At 67.0% G+C, this 19,129-nt stretch carries 8 protein-coding genes and 2 pseudogenes; 4 read left to right on the forward strand and 6 right to left on the reverse strand.

Annotation, left to right across the window (positions count from 1 at the left end):
- Positions 1-278: 278 nt before the first annotated feature.
- The 3 genes from THSYN_RS29865 to THSYN_RS29875 all read left to right on the forward strand — a co-directional run bounded on the left by THSYN_RS29865 (position 279) and on the right by THSYN_RS29875 (position 5,040).
- On the forward strand, positions 279-473 hold the full coding sequence (locus tag THSYN_RS29865; protein ID WP_100922747.1) for an alanine-zipper protein: 195 nt from the start codon (positions 279-281) through the stop codon (positions 471-473).
- Between the two features lie 262 nt (positions 474-735).
- Complete coding sequence (pta, locus tag THSYN_RS29870; protein WP_100922748.1) at positions 736-2,817, forward strand: phosphate acetyltransferase; 2,082 nt, start codon at positions 736-738, stop codon at positions 2,815-2,817.
- A 177-nt stretch (positions 2,818-2,994) separates the two neighbouring features.
- Complete coding sequence (locus THSYN_RS29875) at positions 2,995-5,040, forward strand: tetratricopeptide repeat protein (RefSeq protein WP_236849045.1); 2,046 nt, start codon at positions 2,995-2,997, stop codon at positions 5,038-5,040.
- A 130-nt stretch (positions 5,041-5,170) separates the two neighbouring features.
- Here THSYN_RS29875 and THSYN_RS29880 read toward each other — a convergent pair whose 3' ends face one another.
- From THSYN_RS29880 to THSYN_RS29890, 3 genes and pseudogenes are all read right to left on the reverse strand, one after another.
- Positions 5,171-5,497, reverse strand: a complete 327-nt coding sequence (locus tag THSYN_RS29880) for a type II toxin-antitoxin system PemK/MazF family toxin (RefSeq protein ID WP_172965404.1) — start codon at positions 5,495-5,497, stop codon at positions 5,171-5,173.
- Positions 5,494-5,718 (reverse strand): antitoxin MazE family protein, encoded by a 225-nt coding sequence (locus tag THSYN_RS29885; RefSeq protein WP_100922750.1) that lies wholly within the window; start codon positions 5,716-5,718, stop codon positions 5,494-5,496. The genes THSYN_RS29880 and THSYN_RS29885 overlap by 4 nt, the downstream gene beginning before the upstream one ends.
- A gap of 468 nt (positions 5,719-6,186) precedes the next feature.
- Positions 6,187-6,871: pseudogene (locus THSYN_RS29890) on the reverse strand (PDDEXK nuclease domain-containing protein); the annotation flags it as partial.
- 454 nt (positions 6,872-7,325) lie between these two features.
- On the opposite strand from THSYN_RS29890, the pseudogene THSYN_RS29895 reads away from it, so the two are divergent.
- Positions 7,326-7,472, forward strand: a pseudogene (locus THSYN_RS29895) (HU family DNA-binding protein); the annotation flags it as partial.
- Between the two features lie 184 nt (positions 7,473-7,656).
- On the opposite strand, the gene THSYN_RS29900 reads toward THSYN_RS29895, so the two are convergent.
- The 3 genes from THSYN_RS29900 to THSYN_RS36790 all read right to left on the reverse strand — a co-directional run bounded on the left by THSYN_RS29900 (position 7,657) and on the right by THSYN_RS36790 (position 19,111).
- A complete protein-coding gene (locus THSYN_RS29900) occupies positions 7,657-9,117 on the reverse strand; it encodes an ImmA/IrrE family metallo-endopeptidase (protein ID WP_157818035.1) in 1,461 nt (486 codons plus the stop codon).
- Positions 9,114-9,518: a hypothetical protein gene (locus tag THSYN_RS34510; RefSeq protein ID WP_157818036.1), complete on the reverse strand. Its 405-nt coding sequence runs from the start codon at positions 9,516-9,518 to the stop codon at positions 9,114-9,116. Before THSYN_RS34510 ends, THSYN_RS29900 begins: the two co-directional genes overlap by 4 nt.
- A gap of 632 nt (positions 9,519-10,150) precedes the next feature.
- Positions 10,151-19,111 carry an Ig-like domain-containing protein gene (locus tag THSYN_RS36790; RefSeq protein ID WP_100922754.1) on the reverse strand — a complete coding sequence of 2,987 codons (8,961 nt, stop codon included), beginning with the start codon at positions 19,109-19,111 and terminating at the stop codon, positions 10,151-10,153.
- Positions 19,112-19,129: the final 18 nt, after the last annotated feature.

Consider the following 19,129-nt stretch of genomic DNA (forward strand, 5'->3'; position numbering starts at 1 on the left):
CGCCACGCCCGCCGCTCGATCATAACGGATCGTCGGCTGGCCGGTCCCGGTCGCGCCGCAGCCCGCCGCGACGCCCGCTTGGGTCCTGGCCTGGCGGCATCGGCGCGCGACGACTAAGCGCTGTTTTCGCTATCCCTTTCTTGCCCGCCCCGGACCGCCACCGGTTCGCGGTCCGAAGATCAAGGCGCGACGCGTCGCAGCGCGTAGTACCATGACAGCGGACCTGTGCTATAAAAAAAGGGCCTGGAGACCAGGCTCAACCAACGGAGACTTTACCGATGACAAAAACCCTCAAGCTCGTTTCCCTGTCGGCCGCCGCCCTGATCGGGGCGACCCTGATCGGCGGCTGCACCGACCAGACCGCCCGCGATATGGCCACGCAGGCCCTGGACGCCGCCAAGGCCGCCCAGTCCTGTTGCGACGCCAATACCGAGCGCCTCGATCGTATGTATCAAAAGATCATGCGCAAATAAAAGCGGTCTACGGAGCCGCGCCGGCTTCCCGCCAGCGGTGGGAAACCGGCGTTGCCGGGGTCGTGGTGCCCCGCGAGGGCCTTGATCATCATGAGGCCAATCAGCCAACTGCGGCGTCTGCGGTCCGCACAGCGGACCCTACGCAATCCCTTCGCTCGCGTGCTGCTGGTCATCAGCACCCCCCCTCAGGAGCAACGGGCCTTAGGGTCACTTGCGGCTTGCGCAGTGCCTGCAAGACCCCTTTGCCAAGCGAGAACAGCCCATGAATTCCAGCTTCACCCAGACCTTCCTCGTGACGCCGGTACGCCAGGGCGTGGGGCTGACGTCGGCGGCGCTGGGCATCGTGCGCGCATTGCAGCGCCTGGGTGTGGCGGTCGGATTCGTCAAACCGATCGCCCAAGAAGAGGAAGACAACTCGGATTACTTCGCCCGGGAGATCTTTCAGATCCCGGTACCCGCGGCGCTCACGCTGGCGGACGCGGCAGAACGGATCGCCGCCAACCAGACCGGCCAATTGCTGGAGGACGTGGTGGCGCTGTGCATGAGCGCGGGCACGGGGGTCGGCGTCCTCGTCGTGGAGGGATTGCACGCCGACGCGGAACACGCCTTTGCATCCCAACTCAATGTCGATCTGGCGCTCAGCCTCAAGGCCGAGGTCGTGCTGGTCGCCGACGCCTCGCTGCCGCATGCCGTCACCGAATCGCGCCTGGCTGCGAGTCAATTCGCGAACGAGGATTGCCGCGTGGCCGGGGTGATCTTCAACAAGGCCCCCGCGGGTTTCGATGCAGCGTCGGCCCGCAACACGCTGGGCCAACTGCGCATCTGGGGTGTGGTTCCGGAACACCCCAGCCTGCGCGCGCCGCGCACCCTGGACGTGGCGCAGCACCTGAACGCCGAGGTGGTCTTGCGGGGCGAACTCGACACCCGTCGGGTCACCGAGGTCGTGACCGCCGCGCGTTCGGTCGCCGAAGTGATCCCGCGACTGCGCCCGGGCGTGCTGGTGATCACCTCCGGTGACCGGGACGACGTGATTCTGGCCTGCGCCCTGGCGGCCGCTCGCGGCATTGAACTGGCCGGCCTGTTGCTCACCCACGCGAGCGTCATTGCCCCGCAGGTCATGGAATTGGCGGCCCCGGCCTTGACGCGCGGCCTGCCGATCCTGCGCTCCGATGACGACAGCTATGGGACGGCACGCCGCGTCAGCCATATCCCGACAACGGTGCCCAAGGACGACATCGCGCGCATGAACGCCGTGCTCGATTGCGTGGCCGAGCACCTGGACGCCGCGACGATTTCCGCCGCCTTTCACCTGCGGGAGAACACCAAACTCTCCCCCCCGGCCTTCCGCTATCAACTCATCCAGAAGGCGCGGGCCGCGCAAAAGCGTATCGTCCTGCCGGAAGGCGAAGAGCCCCGCACCCTGCGCGCCGCGGTGATCTGTGAGGAAAAGGGCATTGCCCACTGTGTGCTCCTGGGCAAGCGCGAGGCGATTGAAATCGTCGCGGCCTCCCAGGGCCTCACCCTGCCTGCCGGTCTGGAGATCCTTGATCCCGACGCCATCCGCGGCAACTATGTCGCCGCCATGGTCGAGTTGCGCAAGGCCAAGGGCCTGACGCCGACGCAGGCCTTGGAGCAGCTCGAAGACGTGGTGGTGGTGGGCACGATGATGCTCGCGGTCGGCGATGTGGACGGCCTGGTCTCGGGCGCCGTACATACCACGGCCAATACGGTGCGCCCCGCCATGCAGTTGATCAAGACCGCGCCCGGCTCCTCGATCGTCTCATCGGTCTTTTTCATGCTCATGCCGGACCAGGTACTGGTTTACGGCGACTGTGCCATCAATCCGGATCCCACCGCAGACCAACTGGCCGAGATCGCCAAGCAGAGCGCGGACAGCGCCGCCGCCTTCAGCATCACGCCGAAGGTGGCGATGATCAGCTACAGCACCGGTGTCTCGGGCAGCGGCGACGACGTGAACAAGGTGCGGCAGGCCACCGCCATCGCCCAGGCGCGTTACCCGGAGCTGGTCCTCGATGGCCCGTTGCAATACGACGCGGCCTCAACGGCCGCGGTGGGCCGACAAAAGGCGCCCGACAGCCCGGTCGCCGGACAGGCAACCGTCTTTGTCTTTCCGGATCTCAACACCGGCAACACCACCTACAAGGCAGTGCAGCGCAGCGCCAATGTCGTGTCGGTCGGCCCGATGCTGCAAGGCCTGCGCAAGCCGGTCAATGACCTCTCGCGCGGCGCACGCGTGGATGACATCGTCTTCACGATTGCGCTGACGGCGATTCAGGCACAACAGACGCAGGCGGCGCAGGTATGCAGTGCCGCATCGACATAACGGCCAATCCGCTTGGAGTTGAAGAATGACGGCAGAGCGCAGCAGCAACCCGACCGATCCAGTCCATGATACGCCGGCCGGGGCGTCGCCGACTATGATCCGCGCCGGCCGGTCTTTGCCGTCCCTTACCGCCAACTGGCCGATCAGTTCCGCGGCCGGGAGGCGGCATTGGACGAGGTGCGGCAACAGCTCGACGCCGGGCGCCGCACCTGCATCACCCAGGCGGCGGGCGACCAGGACCAGGGCGGTCTGGGCAAGACCCAAGTCGCCGTGGAGTACGCCTATCGCTATCGGGATCAGTACCCCAATGGCGTCATCTGGCTGTCCGCCGACTGGGACCTGGACGCCCAACTCGTGGATCTGGCGGTCAAGCCCCGCTGGATCGCGCCCGAGTCCGAACGCCGCTACGCGCTCGACATCGCCCGCCACCGGCTGCGCAGCGTCGCGGACTGCCTGATCGTCTTCGACCAGGTACAGGACCCGGCGGCGCTGCGCGACTACCTGCCCGAGCCGGCCGCGGCCACTCAGGTTCTGATCACCAGCAACGCCGGGCAACCGGACTACACGGCGGTCCTCATCGCCCCACTGGACCCCAACGCCGCCCTGCGGCTGTTGATCGAGACCGCCGGTCGCGAGCCGGAGGGCGAGGCGGAACTGGACGCCGCCCGCACGATCACCCACACCCTGGACGGCCTGCCGCTGGCCCTGGAACTGGCAGGCGGCCAACTGGCGCATGGCGCGCCGCGCTTCCAGGACTATCTCCAACGGCTGCGCCAGGACCGCGGGCAGGCAGCGCCGGAGCGCAGCGACGACGCGCTGGACTCAATCCTGCGGATCGGCACCGGAGTCTACGCGGAGCAGCCGCTCCTGCCGGCCGTCTTGGACGCACTCGCCTGGGGCGGTCCGGCACCCATGGGTCGCGACCTGCTGGCCGCCATGCTCGGCGCGCAGGACGGCGCCGAACTCAGCGCCGCGCTCGATCTCGGCAGCGCACTGCGCATCATCCGGCCGGTGCCGGACAGCACCCGTTATGCCATGCACGGGCGGATAGCGCAGCTCCGCCGCGCCCAGGCCCCTATCGCCGGGCGGCCCGACTTGGCGGCGCAACAGTGCGCGCGGGTCACGGCCTGGTTCAGCGCCCGGCTCGATGACCCGCAACAGTTGCCGGACTTCGAGGCCGAACTGGACCAGTTGCGCGAATGGCATGACCATGCGGTCGAATGTGCCCCACGACTTGCCGCCCGGCTCACCTGGCTGCGAATCTATGTGCCCTTGCAGCGCGGCCAGCCGCAGGAGATCCGGCGGCTGCTCGAACAGGGACTGGCCGAATACAAGCAGCACGGGTGTGACGATCAGGCCCTCTTCGCCTGCCTGCACCACGACCTGGCCTTCGCGCTGGACGCGCTCGGTGACTCCAAGCGCGCACTGGCAACGGCCGAGCAGGCACTCGCCATCCGCCGCGGGCTCTTTGGCAATGACCATCCGGATACGGCCAGGTCACTCGGCAATGTCGCCAACTACGCCGCCACCCTCGGCGACCCCTTGCGCGCCCTGGAATCGACTGAGCAATCGCTCGCCATCCGCCGCGGCCTCCATGGCGAGTGGCATCGCGACACCGCCGCGTCCCTCAACAACATCGCCACCTACACCTATACGCTGGGCAACCAGCAACACGCACTCGACATGGCAAGCCAGGCACTCGCCATCCACCGTGACCTCTACGGCGAGCGCCATCCGGATACCGCCGCGTCGCTGCTGAGCGTCGCCTATTACACCAATGCGCTGGGCGACCCGCAGCGGGCACTGGAACTGGCCCAGCAGGCCCTGCTCATCCACCGTGACCTGTTCGGCGACCGGCACCCCGACACCGCCATCAGCGTCAACACCATGGCCACCTATGCCGGCGCCCTGGGCGACCACCAACGCGCCCTGGACCTGGCCCAGCAGGGGCTGGCCATCCAGCACGAACTGTTCGGCGTGCGCCACCCCGCCACGGCCAAGTGCCTGCACAACACCGCAGGCTATCTATTGAAACTCGGCAAGACCACTGAAGCCTATAACCAGGCCCAGGCGGCCCACGACCTCTTCCGCCAACTCCTGGGTGCCAAGCACCCGCAGACCCTGAGTACCGCCCAACTCCTCAGCCGCATCAAGCGTCCGGGGTTTCGCATCCCATCGTTTCGCAAGGGCGGCAGCGCCAAGAAGGCGAAGCCGAAAAAATAGCCAAGCGCCTGTCTTGGCGTGGCCCAGTCGACGGCGGTGTCCTACGGCGTAGGAGCGGCCTCCAGGCCGCGACGGATGTCACTCTCGATGTGGCCGGAATAATGATCAAGGCCGCCATAGCCGTTGCCCATCATTTTGCAATGCCAAAGAAAACGGCCAAACAACGCTCAACCTCTATCATAGTATCCCCATCGATGCGCCCGAAGGCTTGCCCGACCTTGTCGCGCTTCACGGTCATCGCCTTATCGACCATCACTTGTGACGGCTGCTGCAAGCCGTTCTCGGCGCTCGGCTGAACCGTGATCCGAAACAGCGGCGCGGCAACCAGCGTGCTGGTTACCGGCAGTACGGTGACGGTGGCGTGCTCGCCGAATTGATCCGCCTGAATCACCAACGCGGGTCTTGGCTTGCCGAAATCGCCTTGCATGGCGATGGTCACAAAGTCCCCCCGCATCATGCCGTCCAGCCAGCCACATCCGCCACGGCTTCATCCATGAATCGCTGCATATCCGCGTCGGCCAGATCCGCCTGAGCGGCAATCAGCGACTGGCGGCGGCATTCTTGCGCAAAGTCCGGCCGTCGCGTATCAGGCACCCAGATTTGCACCGGGCGAAGTCCTGCCCTACGCAAGGCATCGCGATGCTTTTGAACACGGGCGTTCACGGGAATCGTTGCCAACGCAAATCTCCGGTTGTCTCCTCACACCAAACAGTATAGTCAACAAGACCGTTACATGCAACACCCTTTCGGGGTCTCGGGTCTGAGGCACAGTGGAACCCGAGCCGTTGCCGGTCCAACTCAGGCCGGGCGCGCAACAGCGCCTCGGTCCATTCTCGATGGATACGCTCGGTTCGATCAGGCGTAGTCGCGCCCGCTCGCCGGTGCCCACGCAGGCCGCGAGCAACCTTTTTTGGCCCTTTTTCGGGGGTCCCTGAGACAGAATTATTGGCCTCAATCATCGTTCCGGCCGGCAGCCACCTTCTGGAGTCCAAGGCTTCAGCCTTGGTCTTACATATCCAAGGCTGAAGCCTTGGACTCCGACCCGCGGCGGCCGGAACGATGATCGAAGCCGAATTATTATTTCTGTATCAAGGGGCGCCAAGGCGGGGGCGCGCCGAGGCGCCGACCCCGGGTCGTAGCGGACTATTTCGAGGAACCTTCGTGAACCGAATAGCGCACGACTGAAGCATCTTTTTGCGAACACAAAATAATGCCCACCGTCGGGTTGTCGTCGGGGCTGCGCTTCAGATCGTCGTAGATGCGCACATACATATCCATTTGGCAGTAGTACGGGGTCGCGCACAAACGCACGCGGGGATTGATTCAAGGGGGCTAAGTGACTGCTGGCTTCAGCCTGGACGGCCGCCTTGTCTTGGCTGGACAGCAGGCGTTCGTAATACAGGGTACCAATTTGGCGTTCCAGCGCTCGTGAACTCCAGTTTTGGGCAATGGCCTCGTTCACATACCACTGCCTTGCGGCCTCGCTATCCACTCGCAGCAGCGTCCGGTAATGCGTTCAACTCAATTCGGTACGCACTGCGTTCCAAAATGGAAAGGCTTGAAAAAAACTGCGCATGTAGCGCAAATTACGCGCATCGAAACCCGCGCCGAACTCATGCGACAGGCGTTCCGCCAATTGCGGCAACAGTCGCGCTCCATAAGCGGCGCGAGCGTGGCCTTGCTGCTCGAACTCCACGATATGGCGGCCAATCTCCCAGCAGGCACGCACTTGAACGGCATCCACTGTACGTAGCGCCTGGGCGCGTGCCTGGGCGATCAGGCCACGCAACTGGCCCACCAGTCCGTTCAGCGCTGCCGACTCGACCCCCATGCCATCGACGGGTGCTTTGCTCATTGCTTATCTCCTGAACCGAAGTCTGTTCCTCCCTTACCGCAAACCGGACCGGGCAACACGCGGTCTTCCGCGGTCTGGATCGTAAGCCATCGCCGATGGGCTGAGCGACCGAGGAGCGACCCTCGCCCCGACCAGGCGAGCGGGACCTCGATCAGGTCCGGGGGAGCGTCACCAGGTGGCGCAAGACCTGGCTCGGGAGGGTCGGCGCGGGCAGATCCCCGTGCTCCAGGACCTCCTGACGGCCGCCGCCCCTTCGCGGACCTAACCCCATGGCTCACATCAAACGCCAGATCACCTAAAATAGTCTTGTATTGTGATTGATTTTACAAGAGCCTGCTCAGACAATGACCGCCCAAGCAGAGGCTTAGACGATGGGGTCTGTGTTGGCTCGTCCTGAGTCGATGTTCGCGCACCACTGAGGATTGAAGGTATGGCCTTGACCAAAGCCGACATGGCAGAACACCTGTTCGACGAGCTTGGGCTCAACAAACGGGAGGCCAAAGACCTGATCGAGAGCTTTATTGAGGAAATCCGCACGGCGCTGGGGCGTGGCGAAGAAGTCAAACTGTCCGGGTTCGTTAGGTTATGTGAAGTGATGGCCGATAGGGGGCGCGCGTTCGTGACCCAATGTGGTCTTTCACCACGCTGTTGAAGCGCCTCCACGGGAGTTTCCCGCTCCCTGTCTTTCGACAGCAACTCCACATTTGGGCGCCCCCCGACGATCCTTGGCGGAACCAGCACTGTGGGTTCGGAGCCCGCGCTCAGAAAGGCGCCCAGAGCGATTTCAGGTAGGGTTGCAGCGTGTCTTCGTCGGCATCGGAAAGCCGGCCCGAATTCTTGATCTGCCAGGCGGCAGTCTCGAAGCTCACGGCGTAATCCTCGTTGAGACGTTTGATGGCGTCCTCAATGGCCTGCCGACGAGCATCCGTGGTGCGGATGTATGCGAGTTCGGCTTCGGCTGCGCGGCCGGCCGCACCGCGGGGCAGCAGAAACTCGGCGGCGAAGGCGTTGGCGCGTTGCTCCAAGTCTGGTGCTACGCGCCCGCCGAGAACCTCGACCGCGGGCAGTGCACCCTCGGCGTCCACCAACAGGTGACAGATCTCGTGGGCGCAGGTAGATCGCTTGCCGGTCGGTAGGCGCGAGCGCAGACCACGGGTATTGACGAGCACCGTCGGCCGATGCTCCTTCCCCCAGACCGCGATGGCGTCGAGTTGCTCGCTCCCCAGGTCGTGATCGCGCACATCGACGCTCCATTGCTTCAACAGGCCCTCCGGATCGGTTCGCCCCTCCTCATTACTCAGATATTCCCGCAATGCCTGCGCCAAGCGGTAACCTTGCACATAGGGCACATCCTCCTGGTGGTCGCGCATGACCTCGGCAGCGAGCGCGCGTGGCTCGGCAAGCGCTGGGCCCGTGCCACTGGGTATGGACTCGATATCCGCCAGGATCTGCCGAAACGCCGGGCCATCCAAGGCACCGCCGATCATCCGCGCAGCGGCTTTAAGGCTGTAGGGCACCACATCGGCGGCATCCAGCGGCCGGGGCCAGACTTGTTCGAGCGTGTGCGACGACAGGCCTGTGGCAGCCTCCAACCTGCTGCGCCGATCCAGGTCTTCGCGCGCGCGCCAACGGTTCCATGCCAGCGTCGAGCGAGCATCGTTAAGCGTCTCAGTGCGCGCCAGGATGCACTCGGCCAGAGATTGCAGGGTGCCCATGGTGTCGGCAAAGTCGAGCTGCCATTCGCGCCCGGCCGTGGCAACGCGCATCCGCAACCCTTCCCGTAGCAGCAGTAGGCCAGGCGGGAAGGCGCCCTTGAGCGATTCGCCTAAATCATGAACAAGCAGGAAGTCGTCCAACAGCCCTTCTTCGGCTTGTGCTTGCCTTTGCGCCAGGCTGCGTTGGCGCAGCTTGGCCCGGCCGCGCAGTTCGCCAAGATGCCGCGGTGCCTCAAAGCGGGACGCGAATTCGATCGGATAGGTCTCTTCTTCCTCGAGGTAGGGCCAGGCGACCGCGAGGAATTCCGGCAGGTCGATCCAGCTCCAGCGAATACCTTGCGGTTGGCCCACATCGCCGTACGGGTTGCCCCAGATCAGGGTAGTGTCAACCCAGATCTGTAGGTCACCCCAGGTGCGGCCCACCGGGCCGACGCTGCCGTAGTCGTCGCGCCAGTGGAGGATACAGCGCAGCGCGCCGGGTTTACCGAAAACCAGCTGGTCGCTCAAGATCGCTTTATCACCCATTTCTGCTTCAGCCATTTCTTCAAACGGTCGCTCTCGTCCTCGGCTACGGCTTGGGCTTCGAGCCGGGGCAGGATATCGTCCGGGATGTGGCGCGCCGCGACCGGCCAGCCATGCCAAGTCGTGCCGCCATCTGACGTACGTGCCTGATAGACGGCACCGTCGTGGTAACTCCAGAGTCGAAACGGGGTATCGGGCTGTCGCGACCTGTACTCCTCGATCGCATCTTCGAGCAGTTCCTGGGCGGCTTTGAGAGAAAAGCCCTTGGGACATTCACCGACTTCTTCTCCGTACTTGTCGACGATCCGTGCCTCGCGGCCTGTTCCCAGGTGCTTCGGTCTGTTCTCGCCCTTGTCGTACTTGTACTTGTGTTGCGGCTCGGCCATCGAAATTCTACGCCGTCGAATGTTTCCGTTGCGTCGATGTTACTTCCGTTGGATTCACGGCGGCAACTGTTGGATCGGCTCTCCCGAGCAAGACCCTCGCGCCAGGGCGTCATCAACGATGATCACGCACGGGACTTGATCGCCGACACGGACGTGGCCGCGAGCCGCGCGACCCTTGCACTGGTCGGGCCACGGCGCGAGTGCCCCCGTCACTGCGCCGACAGACCAACGGCCGATAAGGTTCTTTATGTGAAGTGACGGGCGCGGGACGAGCGTGCTCATGGCCACTGCCGCCTCAAGCCCCATGGTCAGGGTCTCGATACCGTCGATTACCAGAGGGTAGGTGCGGACACTTAGAAGGTGCCGGCACTGCCCAGGGATGTTGCCGACATACGCGCCCGCGATGGGTGGTGAAATGAAGCAGGCCATTGAAGTTGGCGGCTGCGTCGATCAGATGCGTGTCGATCACGATCCACCCACTGCCACGGCCAGCGCAATTCATCGCAGTCGTCACACCGCCGCCGTGGGCGGTGATGGTGCCCACACCGGACAGAGCGCCAACCCGGCGGTCGGCACTGCGCGTGAAGCGGACGGTAGCCGTCCTCACGCGTGTCCGGCGACTGGACGCGAACTCAAGGTGCGACCACCTCGAGATGGACCGTACCCGCCGTGCCATCACCATAAGCACCGTCCCCACCCCGGGTCTGGATATTGCCGCCCGGCAGGCTCAGCGTGCCGCTGTAGCGGATGCCGATGCGCCCGCCGCCACCACCGACGTGGCTACCGCCGCCGGTGGTGCCGCCACTGGCCGTGATCAGCCCACTGCCCGTCAGGTCACCGGTACGGATGTTGACCGTGCCGCCGGATCCCTCGCCTGAGGCCGAGCCGGTGGAGAGACTGCCGTCGGCATGGATCTCCCCGTCGTTCTCGATGGCCCCGGCAGTGATGAAGACCCGGCCGCCGCCGTCGCCGCCCGTCCCGCCCCAGGCGCCACCGCCGCTGCCCAGGTCCGCAGGGTCGGTCGGGCTACCATAGACGAGGTTGGTTACCCCGTCGGCCCCGCTGTAATGGCCACCGATGCCGCCGTAGCTCCCGCCGTTACCCCGCTGGGCGCCAGCCGTGAAGTCCAGGGTATACGCGGTCTCGCCCAGACCCCCCTTGTTGCCCCCAAGGTACCCGCGGCCGGTGACGTCGATGCGCCCTGTCGCGTCGATCGTCAGCGTCCCGGCCTCGATATCGAGCATGGCCGCATAGGTCGTCGTGGTCTCCGGATGCGTCATCAACCCATGCTCGGTGATGCGCAGGGTATCGGTGACTGTCAGTCGATCGCCCAGATCCAGATGACCGGCCCCGCGCAGCGTCAGATTGGTGTAGCGATAGTCGCCGACATAGCCCTTGCCCACAGCCGCCACATCCATGAAGTCCACACCGTTCTCGTTGGGGGTCTCCACCACGATCTCGGTCCCCGTGTTGGCGAGAATGGTGAAGGACTCCACCTGCTCGAGGTCCGGGTTGATCCGCAGACCCACCAAGGCGTTGGTCAGGAGGGGTATCTCACCATCGGTCGTCAGGCTATCGGCCGTCACCGCGGTCGTCACCCCGGGGCCCATCAGCGAGAACGGCGTGCCCATCGGCGAACTGACGCCCGTGTCGTTGTCGTCGATGATCAACTCGTCCACACCGCCGATCTTCAGATAGACGGTCCCGGCGCCGCCGCGGGTGTTGTCGTAATAGCCCCGACCGCGCCAGGCGCTGATCGCCCGCAGACCGGCAAAGGCGTCGGTGCCGTCCACCGCGTCCGCGTCGATGGCCACCCGCCCGCCGCCGCCGCCGACGTGGTTGCCGCCATTGGTGGTGCCGCCGTTGGCGGAGATGCTGCCGGCACCGGCCAGGTGCGCGGTGGTGATCCACACCGAACCGCCGGCGCCCTCGCCCGAGGCGCTGCTGCTGGAGAGACTGCCGTCGGCGCGGATGGCCCCCTCGACGATGACCGATTCGCTCGCCTGGATGCGGACATACCCTCCGCCGTCACCGCCGACTCCACCCCAGGCACCGCCGCCGCTGCCGAGTCGATTCGGCCGCGCGGGATCACCATAGACCGGACTTGCGTTCCCGCTCGCACCGCTGTAAGAAGCACCGAGCCCGCCGTGACTGCCGCCGTGGCCACGCTGAGCGCCGGCCGCAAAGCCCAGGGTGTGGGCAGTCTCGCCGAGCCCTGACTTGTTACCGCCAAGGTACCCACGCCCCGTCACATCGATGGCACCACCGGACTCCACGACGACCCGCGCAGCCTGGATCTGCAGACCGGCCTCAAGACCGCCGCTATGGGTCAGGGTGGAATTGGCGCCGATCGACAGGGTTCCGAGCACCCGCAGTCCCGCATCGGCCACTACCCGGGCGCCGTTGCGCAACACGATGTTGTCGAAGGTCAGACCGCCCGGGATGGTGACCGTGTCGGTCGGCTGGACAAGCCCCAGACCGTCGATGGTCAGGTCGCCATAGGTCTGACCCGCACCCTTCAGGTAGAGGGTCCCATGACCGCCGTCACCAAAGTAGCCATCCCCACCACGGCTCTGGATATTGACCTGCGGCAGGCTCAGGGTACCGCTGTAGCGGATGGCGATCCGTCCACCGCCGCCCCCGGTGTGGTTGCCGCCGCCGGTGGTTCCGCCATTGGTCGTGATCAGCCCGTTGCCGGTCAGAGTTCCGGTGCGGATATTGACCGTGCCGCCGGACCCCTCGCCTGACGCCGAGCCGCTGGAGAGGCCGCCATCGGCATGGATCGCCCCCGCATTATGGATCGCCGCCGCGGTGATGAAGACCCGACCGCCGCCGTCGCCGCCCGCCCCACCCCAGGAACCGCCACCACTACCGAGGTCCTGCGGGTCGGTCAGGCTGCCATAGAGTGGGTTGGCCGCGTTCCCGCCGGCCCCGCTGTAATGGCCGCCGAGTCCGCCGTAGCTGCCGCCATTGCCCGACTGGGCGCCGGCGGTGAGGTCCAGGGTGTGCGCGGTGCCGCCGAGCCCGGCCCGGTCGCCACCGAGATAGCCGTGACCCGTCACGTCGATGCGCCCGGTGGCGTCGATCTCCAGGGTGCCGACCTCCAGGTCCAGCACCGCCTCATAGGTCGCGGTGGTCTGCGGGTGCGTCAGCAGGCCGTATTCGTCAATACGCAGGGTATCGGTGACCGTCAGCCGATCACCCATTTCCAGATAACCGCCGCGGCGCAGCCGCAGGTTGGTGTAGCGATAATCGCCCGCGTAGCCCTTGCCGACCGCTGCCACATCCGCGAAGCGGACACCATGCTCATTGGGCGTCGCGACCCGGATGCTGCCGGTGTCGTTGGCAAGGATCGTGAAGCACTCGGCCTGATTGAGGTCGGGGTTGAGCCGCAGCCCCACCAAGACATCGGGGAACAGCGGCAGGACGCCGTCCGTGGTGAGGGTATCCGCGGTCACCGCCCGGGTCAGGCCTGGCCCCATCAAGGGCAAGGGGGTTCCGGTCGCCGCCGTGGTCGTGGACTCGTTGTCGTCGATGATCAGGTCTTCGACTCCGCCGATCTTCAGATAGACGGTCCCGGCGCTGCCGCGGGCGCTGCCGCCGGTGTTGTCGTAGTAGCCCCGCCCACGCCAGGCGCTGATGGCCCGCAGACCGGCAAAGGCGTCGCTGCCGTCCACATAGTCGGCGTAGATGGCCACCCGGCCGCCGCCGCCACCGGTGTGGTTAGCGCCGCCGGTGCCGCCGCCGTTGGCGGAGATGCTGCCGCCCCCTGCCAGGCGCGAGGTAGTGATCCACACCGAACCGCCGGCGCCCTCGCCGGAGGCGCTCCCGCTGGAGAGGCCGCCATCGGCGCGGATGGCCCCCTCCACAATGACCGCCTCGCTGGCGATGATCCGCAGAGAGCCGCCGCCGTCGCCGCCGGCCCCACCCCAGGCGCCGCCACCGCTGCCGAGCCGATCCGGCCGTCTGGGATCGCCATAGACCGGGTTGGTCGTGTTCCCGCCGGCACCCCCGTAATGGCCGCCGAGGCCGCCGTGACTGCCGCCGTTGCCCGATTCGGCCCCGGCCAAGAAGCCCAAGGTGTGTGCGGTGCCCCCGAGCCCCGCCTTGTCGCCCCCGAGATAACCACGACCCGTCACGTCGATGGCGCTGCCGGACTCGACGATCACGCGCCGCGCCTCGATCTGCAGACCGGCCTCGTTGGCGGTCGGACTGGTGAGCAGCGAATTGTCCCGCAGGCGCAGGGTCTGCGCGAGCTTGATCGGTTCCTGGACAATCACCCGCGCCCCGTTCTGCAGGGTGATGGCATCGAAGGTCTGGCCGGGCGGCATGATGAGATCCGTGAAGGGCGAGTTGGCCCCTTGCCCGTTGAGCACCAATTCACCGCCGGCCTGCCCTTCTGCGAGCAGGTAGACGGTGCCATCCGCCCCGTCCCCGTAGTAGCCGTCGCCGCCCTTTGCCGTGATACCGGCCAGGTTCAGGGTGCTGATATCCAGCGAGCGGATGGCGACGCGCCCGCCGCCGCCGCCGGTGTGGTTGGCACCGCCGGTGCCGCCACCGTTGGCCGTGATGGTCCCCTTACCGGAGAGCGTGCGGGCCGCCAGATTGATGCTGCCGCCGGAACCCTCGCCGGAGGCCGAGCCGCTGGAAAGGCCGCCGTCGACGCGGACTGCGCCGTCGACCGCGAGGTTGATGGCCGAGAGCAAGACCCGCCCGCCGCCGTCGCCCCCGGCACCGCCCCAGGCGCCGCCACCGCTGCCCAGGTCGACCGGGTTGACCAGATTGCCGTTGACCGGGTTCGACACGGCGCTTCCGGAGCCGCTGTAATGACCGCCGAGACCGCCGTAACTGCCGCCGTTGCCCGACTGGGCGCCCGGCAGAAAGCCGACGGTATGGGCGGTACCGCCGAGCCCGGCCCGATCACCGCCGAGATAGCCGCGGCCGACCACATCAAGGCGGCTGGTCGCGTCGATGCTCAGGGTCCAGACCTGCACATGCAGGCCGAAGGCCTCGGTTTGCGTGGTCTCACGGTGGGTGAGGACAGCGCCGTTCAGGAGTTCGACATTGTGGAAGGTCCGGTCGCCGACCAGGGTCAGCGTGGCGCCCTGGACGCGGACGTTGCGGCCATCGAAGGCGGCGTCGGCGATCTCGGTATTGCTGGTGATCAGCAGCACCGAGGCGCCGGTGGCGAAGGTGGCAGTGGCGCCTGAGTCTCCCATCGGCGCGCCCTGGACATCCGCGGGCAGGGGCTCGCGGTTACCGGCCAGGTCTACGCCGACGGTCGCGAACTCATAGCTGCCGTCTCCCCCCATCCGGGTCGCATCGAAGGCGATGGTACCGGTCGCACCGCCGGGGGACGGGAACTCCCCGTTGCCGGTCCCGTCGGCGCCGGTGTAGCGGTTGAAGGTGCCTAATCCATTACGGCGGAACCACAGCTCGACATGGGCGAGATCGGTGAGCCCATCGGTGACCTGATAGCTGACCTGGGTGACCACGCCGGTGCCCGGACTGGCTGCGGCGGTTGCAAGCGTCGCCGGCGGCGTGATGTCGGCCCCGGTCAGGATCACGTCCACCGGGATCGCCGCCCCCTCATTGCCGGCCGCATCGCTGGCAAAGGCCAGCAGCCGTAGTTCGGTGCCGGGGGTGCCGGGCGGCACGGTGAGCGTGAAGGCGGCGCTCGCCGGGGTCGCGGCCGGCTGCACCTGGACCTGATCGGCCAGGGTCAGGGCGCCGGTGGTGGCGACACGGATCGAGGCCACGCCCACCGCGTCCGCCGCGGTGACCTGCACCAGGATGTGGTCGCCGAAGTTGTACGGGGTCTGCGGCGCGGGCGCGGTGATCGACACCGTCGGCGCGGTCTGATCGACCACGGTCAGCGTCACCACCGCGACCGGGGCGCTGTGCCCGGCGGTGTCGGTGGCGGCGGCCTCCAGACGCAAGGTGCCGCCGATGGCCACGTTGCCCGGCACCGTGAAACTGAGGCTACGCACGGCATCGTTGGCGGCCGGGCTCACCACGATCTGGCGGCTGTCGGTGACGGCGCCGCTGGCCGTGACCGTGATGCCGGTGACACCGCCGACCGCGTCCTGGGCGCGCACGGTGACGCCAATGACGGCACCGGGTTCGACCTGACCGCCGGTGGCCGGGGTCAGGATCGCGACCGTCGGCGAGGTATCCAAGGTGCTGTTGACGGCCACCGGCACCGCGACCGCCGGCAGGCCGCCCGCGGTCACATAGACCAGCGTCGCGCCGTTGCCGACCGCGGTGATGCGCCCACCGGCGGTGACGCTCGCCACTGCCGCATCGGCGCTGGAGAAACTCGCCTGGGCGGTCAGGGTCTGGGTGCTGCCATTGCTGTAGCGCCCGGTGACGGCCAGTTGACTGGTCTCACCGAGGAAGCTCAGGGCGATCGGCGTGGGCGTCACCTGCAAGGATTGCAGCGTGACGATGGACACCGTCACCGGCACCCGGGCCTCCCGCCCACCGGCGGTGACGACGATCTCGGCCGTACCGCTGCCGACCGCGGCCACGCGGCCGGCGGTGGTGACCGTGGCCACCGTGGGGGCGGTCGACGCGAAGCCGGCGGTGGCGGTCAGATCAGCACTGGCGCCATTGTCATACTGGCCGGTGACGGTGAGATCCGCCACGGCGCCGGCGCTGGTGAAGGACAGGTTGACCGGCGCGACGGCGATGGACACCAGGGTCGGCAGGGCCGGCACCGTCACTTGGGTCGGCGCGCTCGGGGTCGGCGAACTGGCGAGATCGAAGGCCTGGGCCTGGATGCGATCCCCGGCCGCGGCGTCGATGAGGGTGCTGAAGTGCCCGCTGCCGTCGGCAGCGACCTGGGTGCTGAAGCCGGTATTCAAATTGGTCAGTGTGACCCGAGCCCCGGCCACACTCTGGCCGGCGATGCGGACCTGATTGGCGGCCGTGGGCTGCGGCGCCTCGAGGGTCGGTGCGGCCGGGGCGGCACCCGTCGGCAGCGCGACGACGATGAATTCCAAATAAGAACCAGCGGCGGCCGGGTCGTTACTGACACCGACGCCGTTGGTCGCGACCAGATAGAGTCGGTGGGCGCCGGGGCTGAGCCCGGCGGTGGCGATGCGCACGGCGGTCCCGGCGACGGTGAGCGGCTGCGGCAGGGACGGGGCATCCAGATAGACCTGGGTCTGCGCGATGCCGCTGGGGTCGGTGACCGCGATGGTGACGGTGAGCGGCTCGCCTGGAATCACCTGTTGGCCGGCGGTGACACCGGTAAAGCTCAAGGTCGGCGGGTCGGTGTTGGCGGCGAGCGCGAATGGGTAGAGGGCCTCGCCGGTCTGGCCGAGGCCATCCTGGGCTACCGCGCGGACCTCGTGGTCGCCGAGCCCGAGCCCGAGGGTACTGAGGATAGCCTGGAAGGGCGCGATGTTGACGGTCTTGAACGGGGTCGTGGCACCGTCAAGGAAGAATGCCACTTGCCGCACGCCGGCACTGACCGCGGTCGGGGTCAGGTCCAGCGATAACCCCTGACGGAGCGTCTGGGTCGGGGGGACTGGCAGGCTGATGGTCGGGGGCGTCGCACTCGGCGCGACCAGCAAGGCCAGGGTCGCGTCGCGGCTATTACCGGCACCGTCGTAGGCCGTGACCAGGAGTTGATAGTCGTGGCCCGCGGTCAGGCCGGCGGAGTCGATCGCGAACAGGAACGGCGGGGCGTCCCCGGCGAACACCGAGCGCTGATCGATCAACCGATACAGCGCACCGGCCACGCCCAGGTCCTTGATGCGCGCCTCGACCCGCGCGACCCGGCTACCCTGGTCGGTGGCATAGGCATTGAGCTGCACCACCTGGCCGGGGATCACCCGGTTCGGGTCCACCGGCGGGGCGACCGACAGGGTCAGTTCCGGCGGCGTCAGGTCATTGTCGCCGCTGCCGGTGGTGGTGAAGCGGCTGCTCCATTCCTGGGTCATCGCGAACCCGTCCTGGTCGGTCACGGCGGTGGTAATGACCACCGTGTATTCGGCATTCGGCGCCAAGGTGCCGATCACCGGGCCCCAGACCACGACGGTCTTGCCGTTGAGGGTATCCAAGCGCAGCAGGCCGAGGAGCCGCCCACCACTGCTGTCGAAGACGTTGAATGACCCGGCCTCGCCGGTGCTGAGCGAGGCGGCGTTCATCGCCTCGCTGAAGAACGCCACCACCGGCGACTCGACGCCGACCCCGGTCATGTTCGGTGCCGGCAATACGCTCACCGCCGGGGTGCCGTCCGTCGGCACGCGGTCGGACGGGAACTCGCCGACCAGACAGCCGAGGCTGCCCACCACCACTCGCAGGCTCAGGTTTTGATCCGCCAGGGCCATGCAGGTGGTGATCTCACCGGACTTGAGCGGCAATACCCGGAACACCTCGGTGGCGGTCTCGCCGGGCAGCAGATGGCCAAGATTACGCAGATCGGCACCTTCGATTTCGGTGCAGGCGGGCGTGCCGCCGGTGTCGATGATGCAGCGCAACAGATGGGCGTCGAAGCCCATGTCCAAGTCCAGACTCGCGTAGAGGGCCGGGATATCGTCAGTGTTGGTGATCTTGACTTCCAGATCGTAGGGCACGCCGGCGGTGACCCGATCCGGATGCACGACCTGGACATCGAGGGTGGGCGGCCCGCGGACCTCGACGCTGGTCTCGGCGCTGCCGCTGAACGGGATCGGCGCATCCTCGGGGATACCGGGCCCGGTGAGCGCGCCGCCGAACTCGACCCGCACCGGGCGCACGCCGATCTCATCGCCGCGCACCACGAACTCGCGCTCGGACTGTCCCGGCTCCGCGACGTTACCCGGAAGGATGGCGCCGAATACGGCGACCCCATCGGCCGGTAACATGCTGGTGAGTCCGGCAGTCGGAAAGGCGATCCTGGCACTCACGTCGCTCAGCGTGAAGATGCCCGAGGTGTTCATCAGCAGCAGGCGGACCGAGAAGAACTCCTTCAGTGACTTGATCCGCCCCTCGATGACGATGATGCCGGGCAGCGAGATGTCGGGTTGTCCCGGCACCGTGACCGACTGCTGAAAGACGATAATCTGGGTGTCCTGGATGTTGGGCCTGCCGCCGCCGTCGCCGCGCCCGCCTGGGATGGCGTAGGTCTCGACGCCGATCTCTTCGGGGACGGCAATCCGACTCGCGATCGGGACCGACACCGGCACTGGCCGGTTGCCGATGGTGAGCACGATATCGAACACCGAGACGTTGTAGTTGGCGGGGTCGTCCAGCGCGATCACGCCGTCGGCGACCAGGGCCTCGATCTGCCGCGGCGCGAGCCGCTCGGAGGTGATGCGCGACACTACCACCGACTCCAGGGAGACCTGGGTGATGGCGACCGACTGCTCGGCGCGGTTGCCGTTGGCGTCCACTGCACTGACGCGGACGTTGTTGACCGCGTTGCGGGTCAGCGGCAGGTTCAGGTCGAAGCCACCGCCGGCGTCGGGCAGGGTCTGGGTCGCGCGCCCGCCGGGGCCCACGACCTCGACCTGCACCGCGGCGAGGGCCGGGGCCAGTGGCAACAGCCACAGCAGCAGCCAGCACAGCAGTGCGCGGCGGGGGGCGCTCCAGGACCAAGACATCACAGGCACTCCGGCGTT

This window comes from Candidatus Thiodictyon syntrophicum (assembly GCF_002813775.1).
GTDB classification, from domain to species: Bacteria; Pseudomonadota; Gammaproteobacteria; order Chromatiales; family Chromatiaceae; genus Thiodictyon; species Thiodictyon syntrophicum.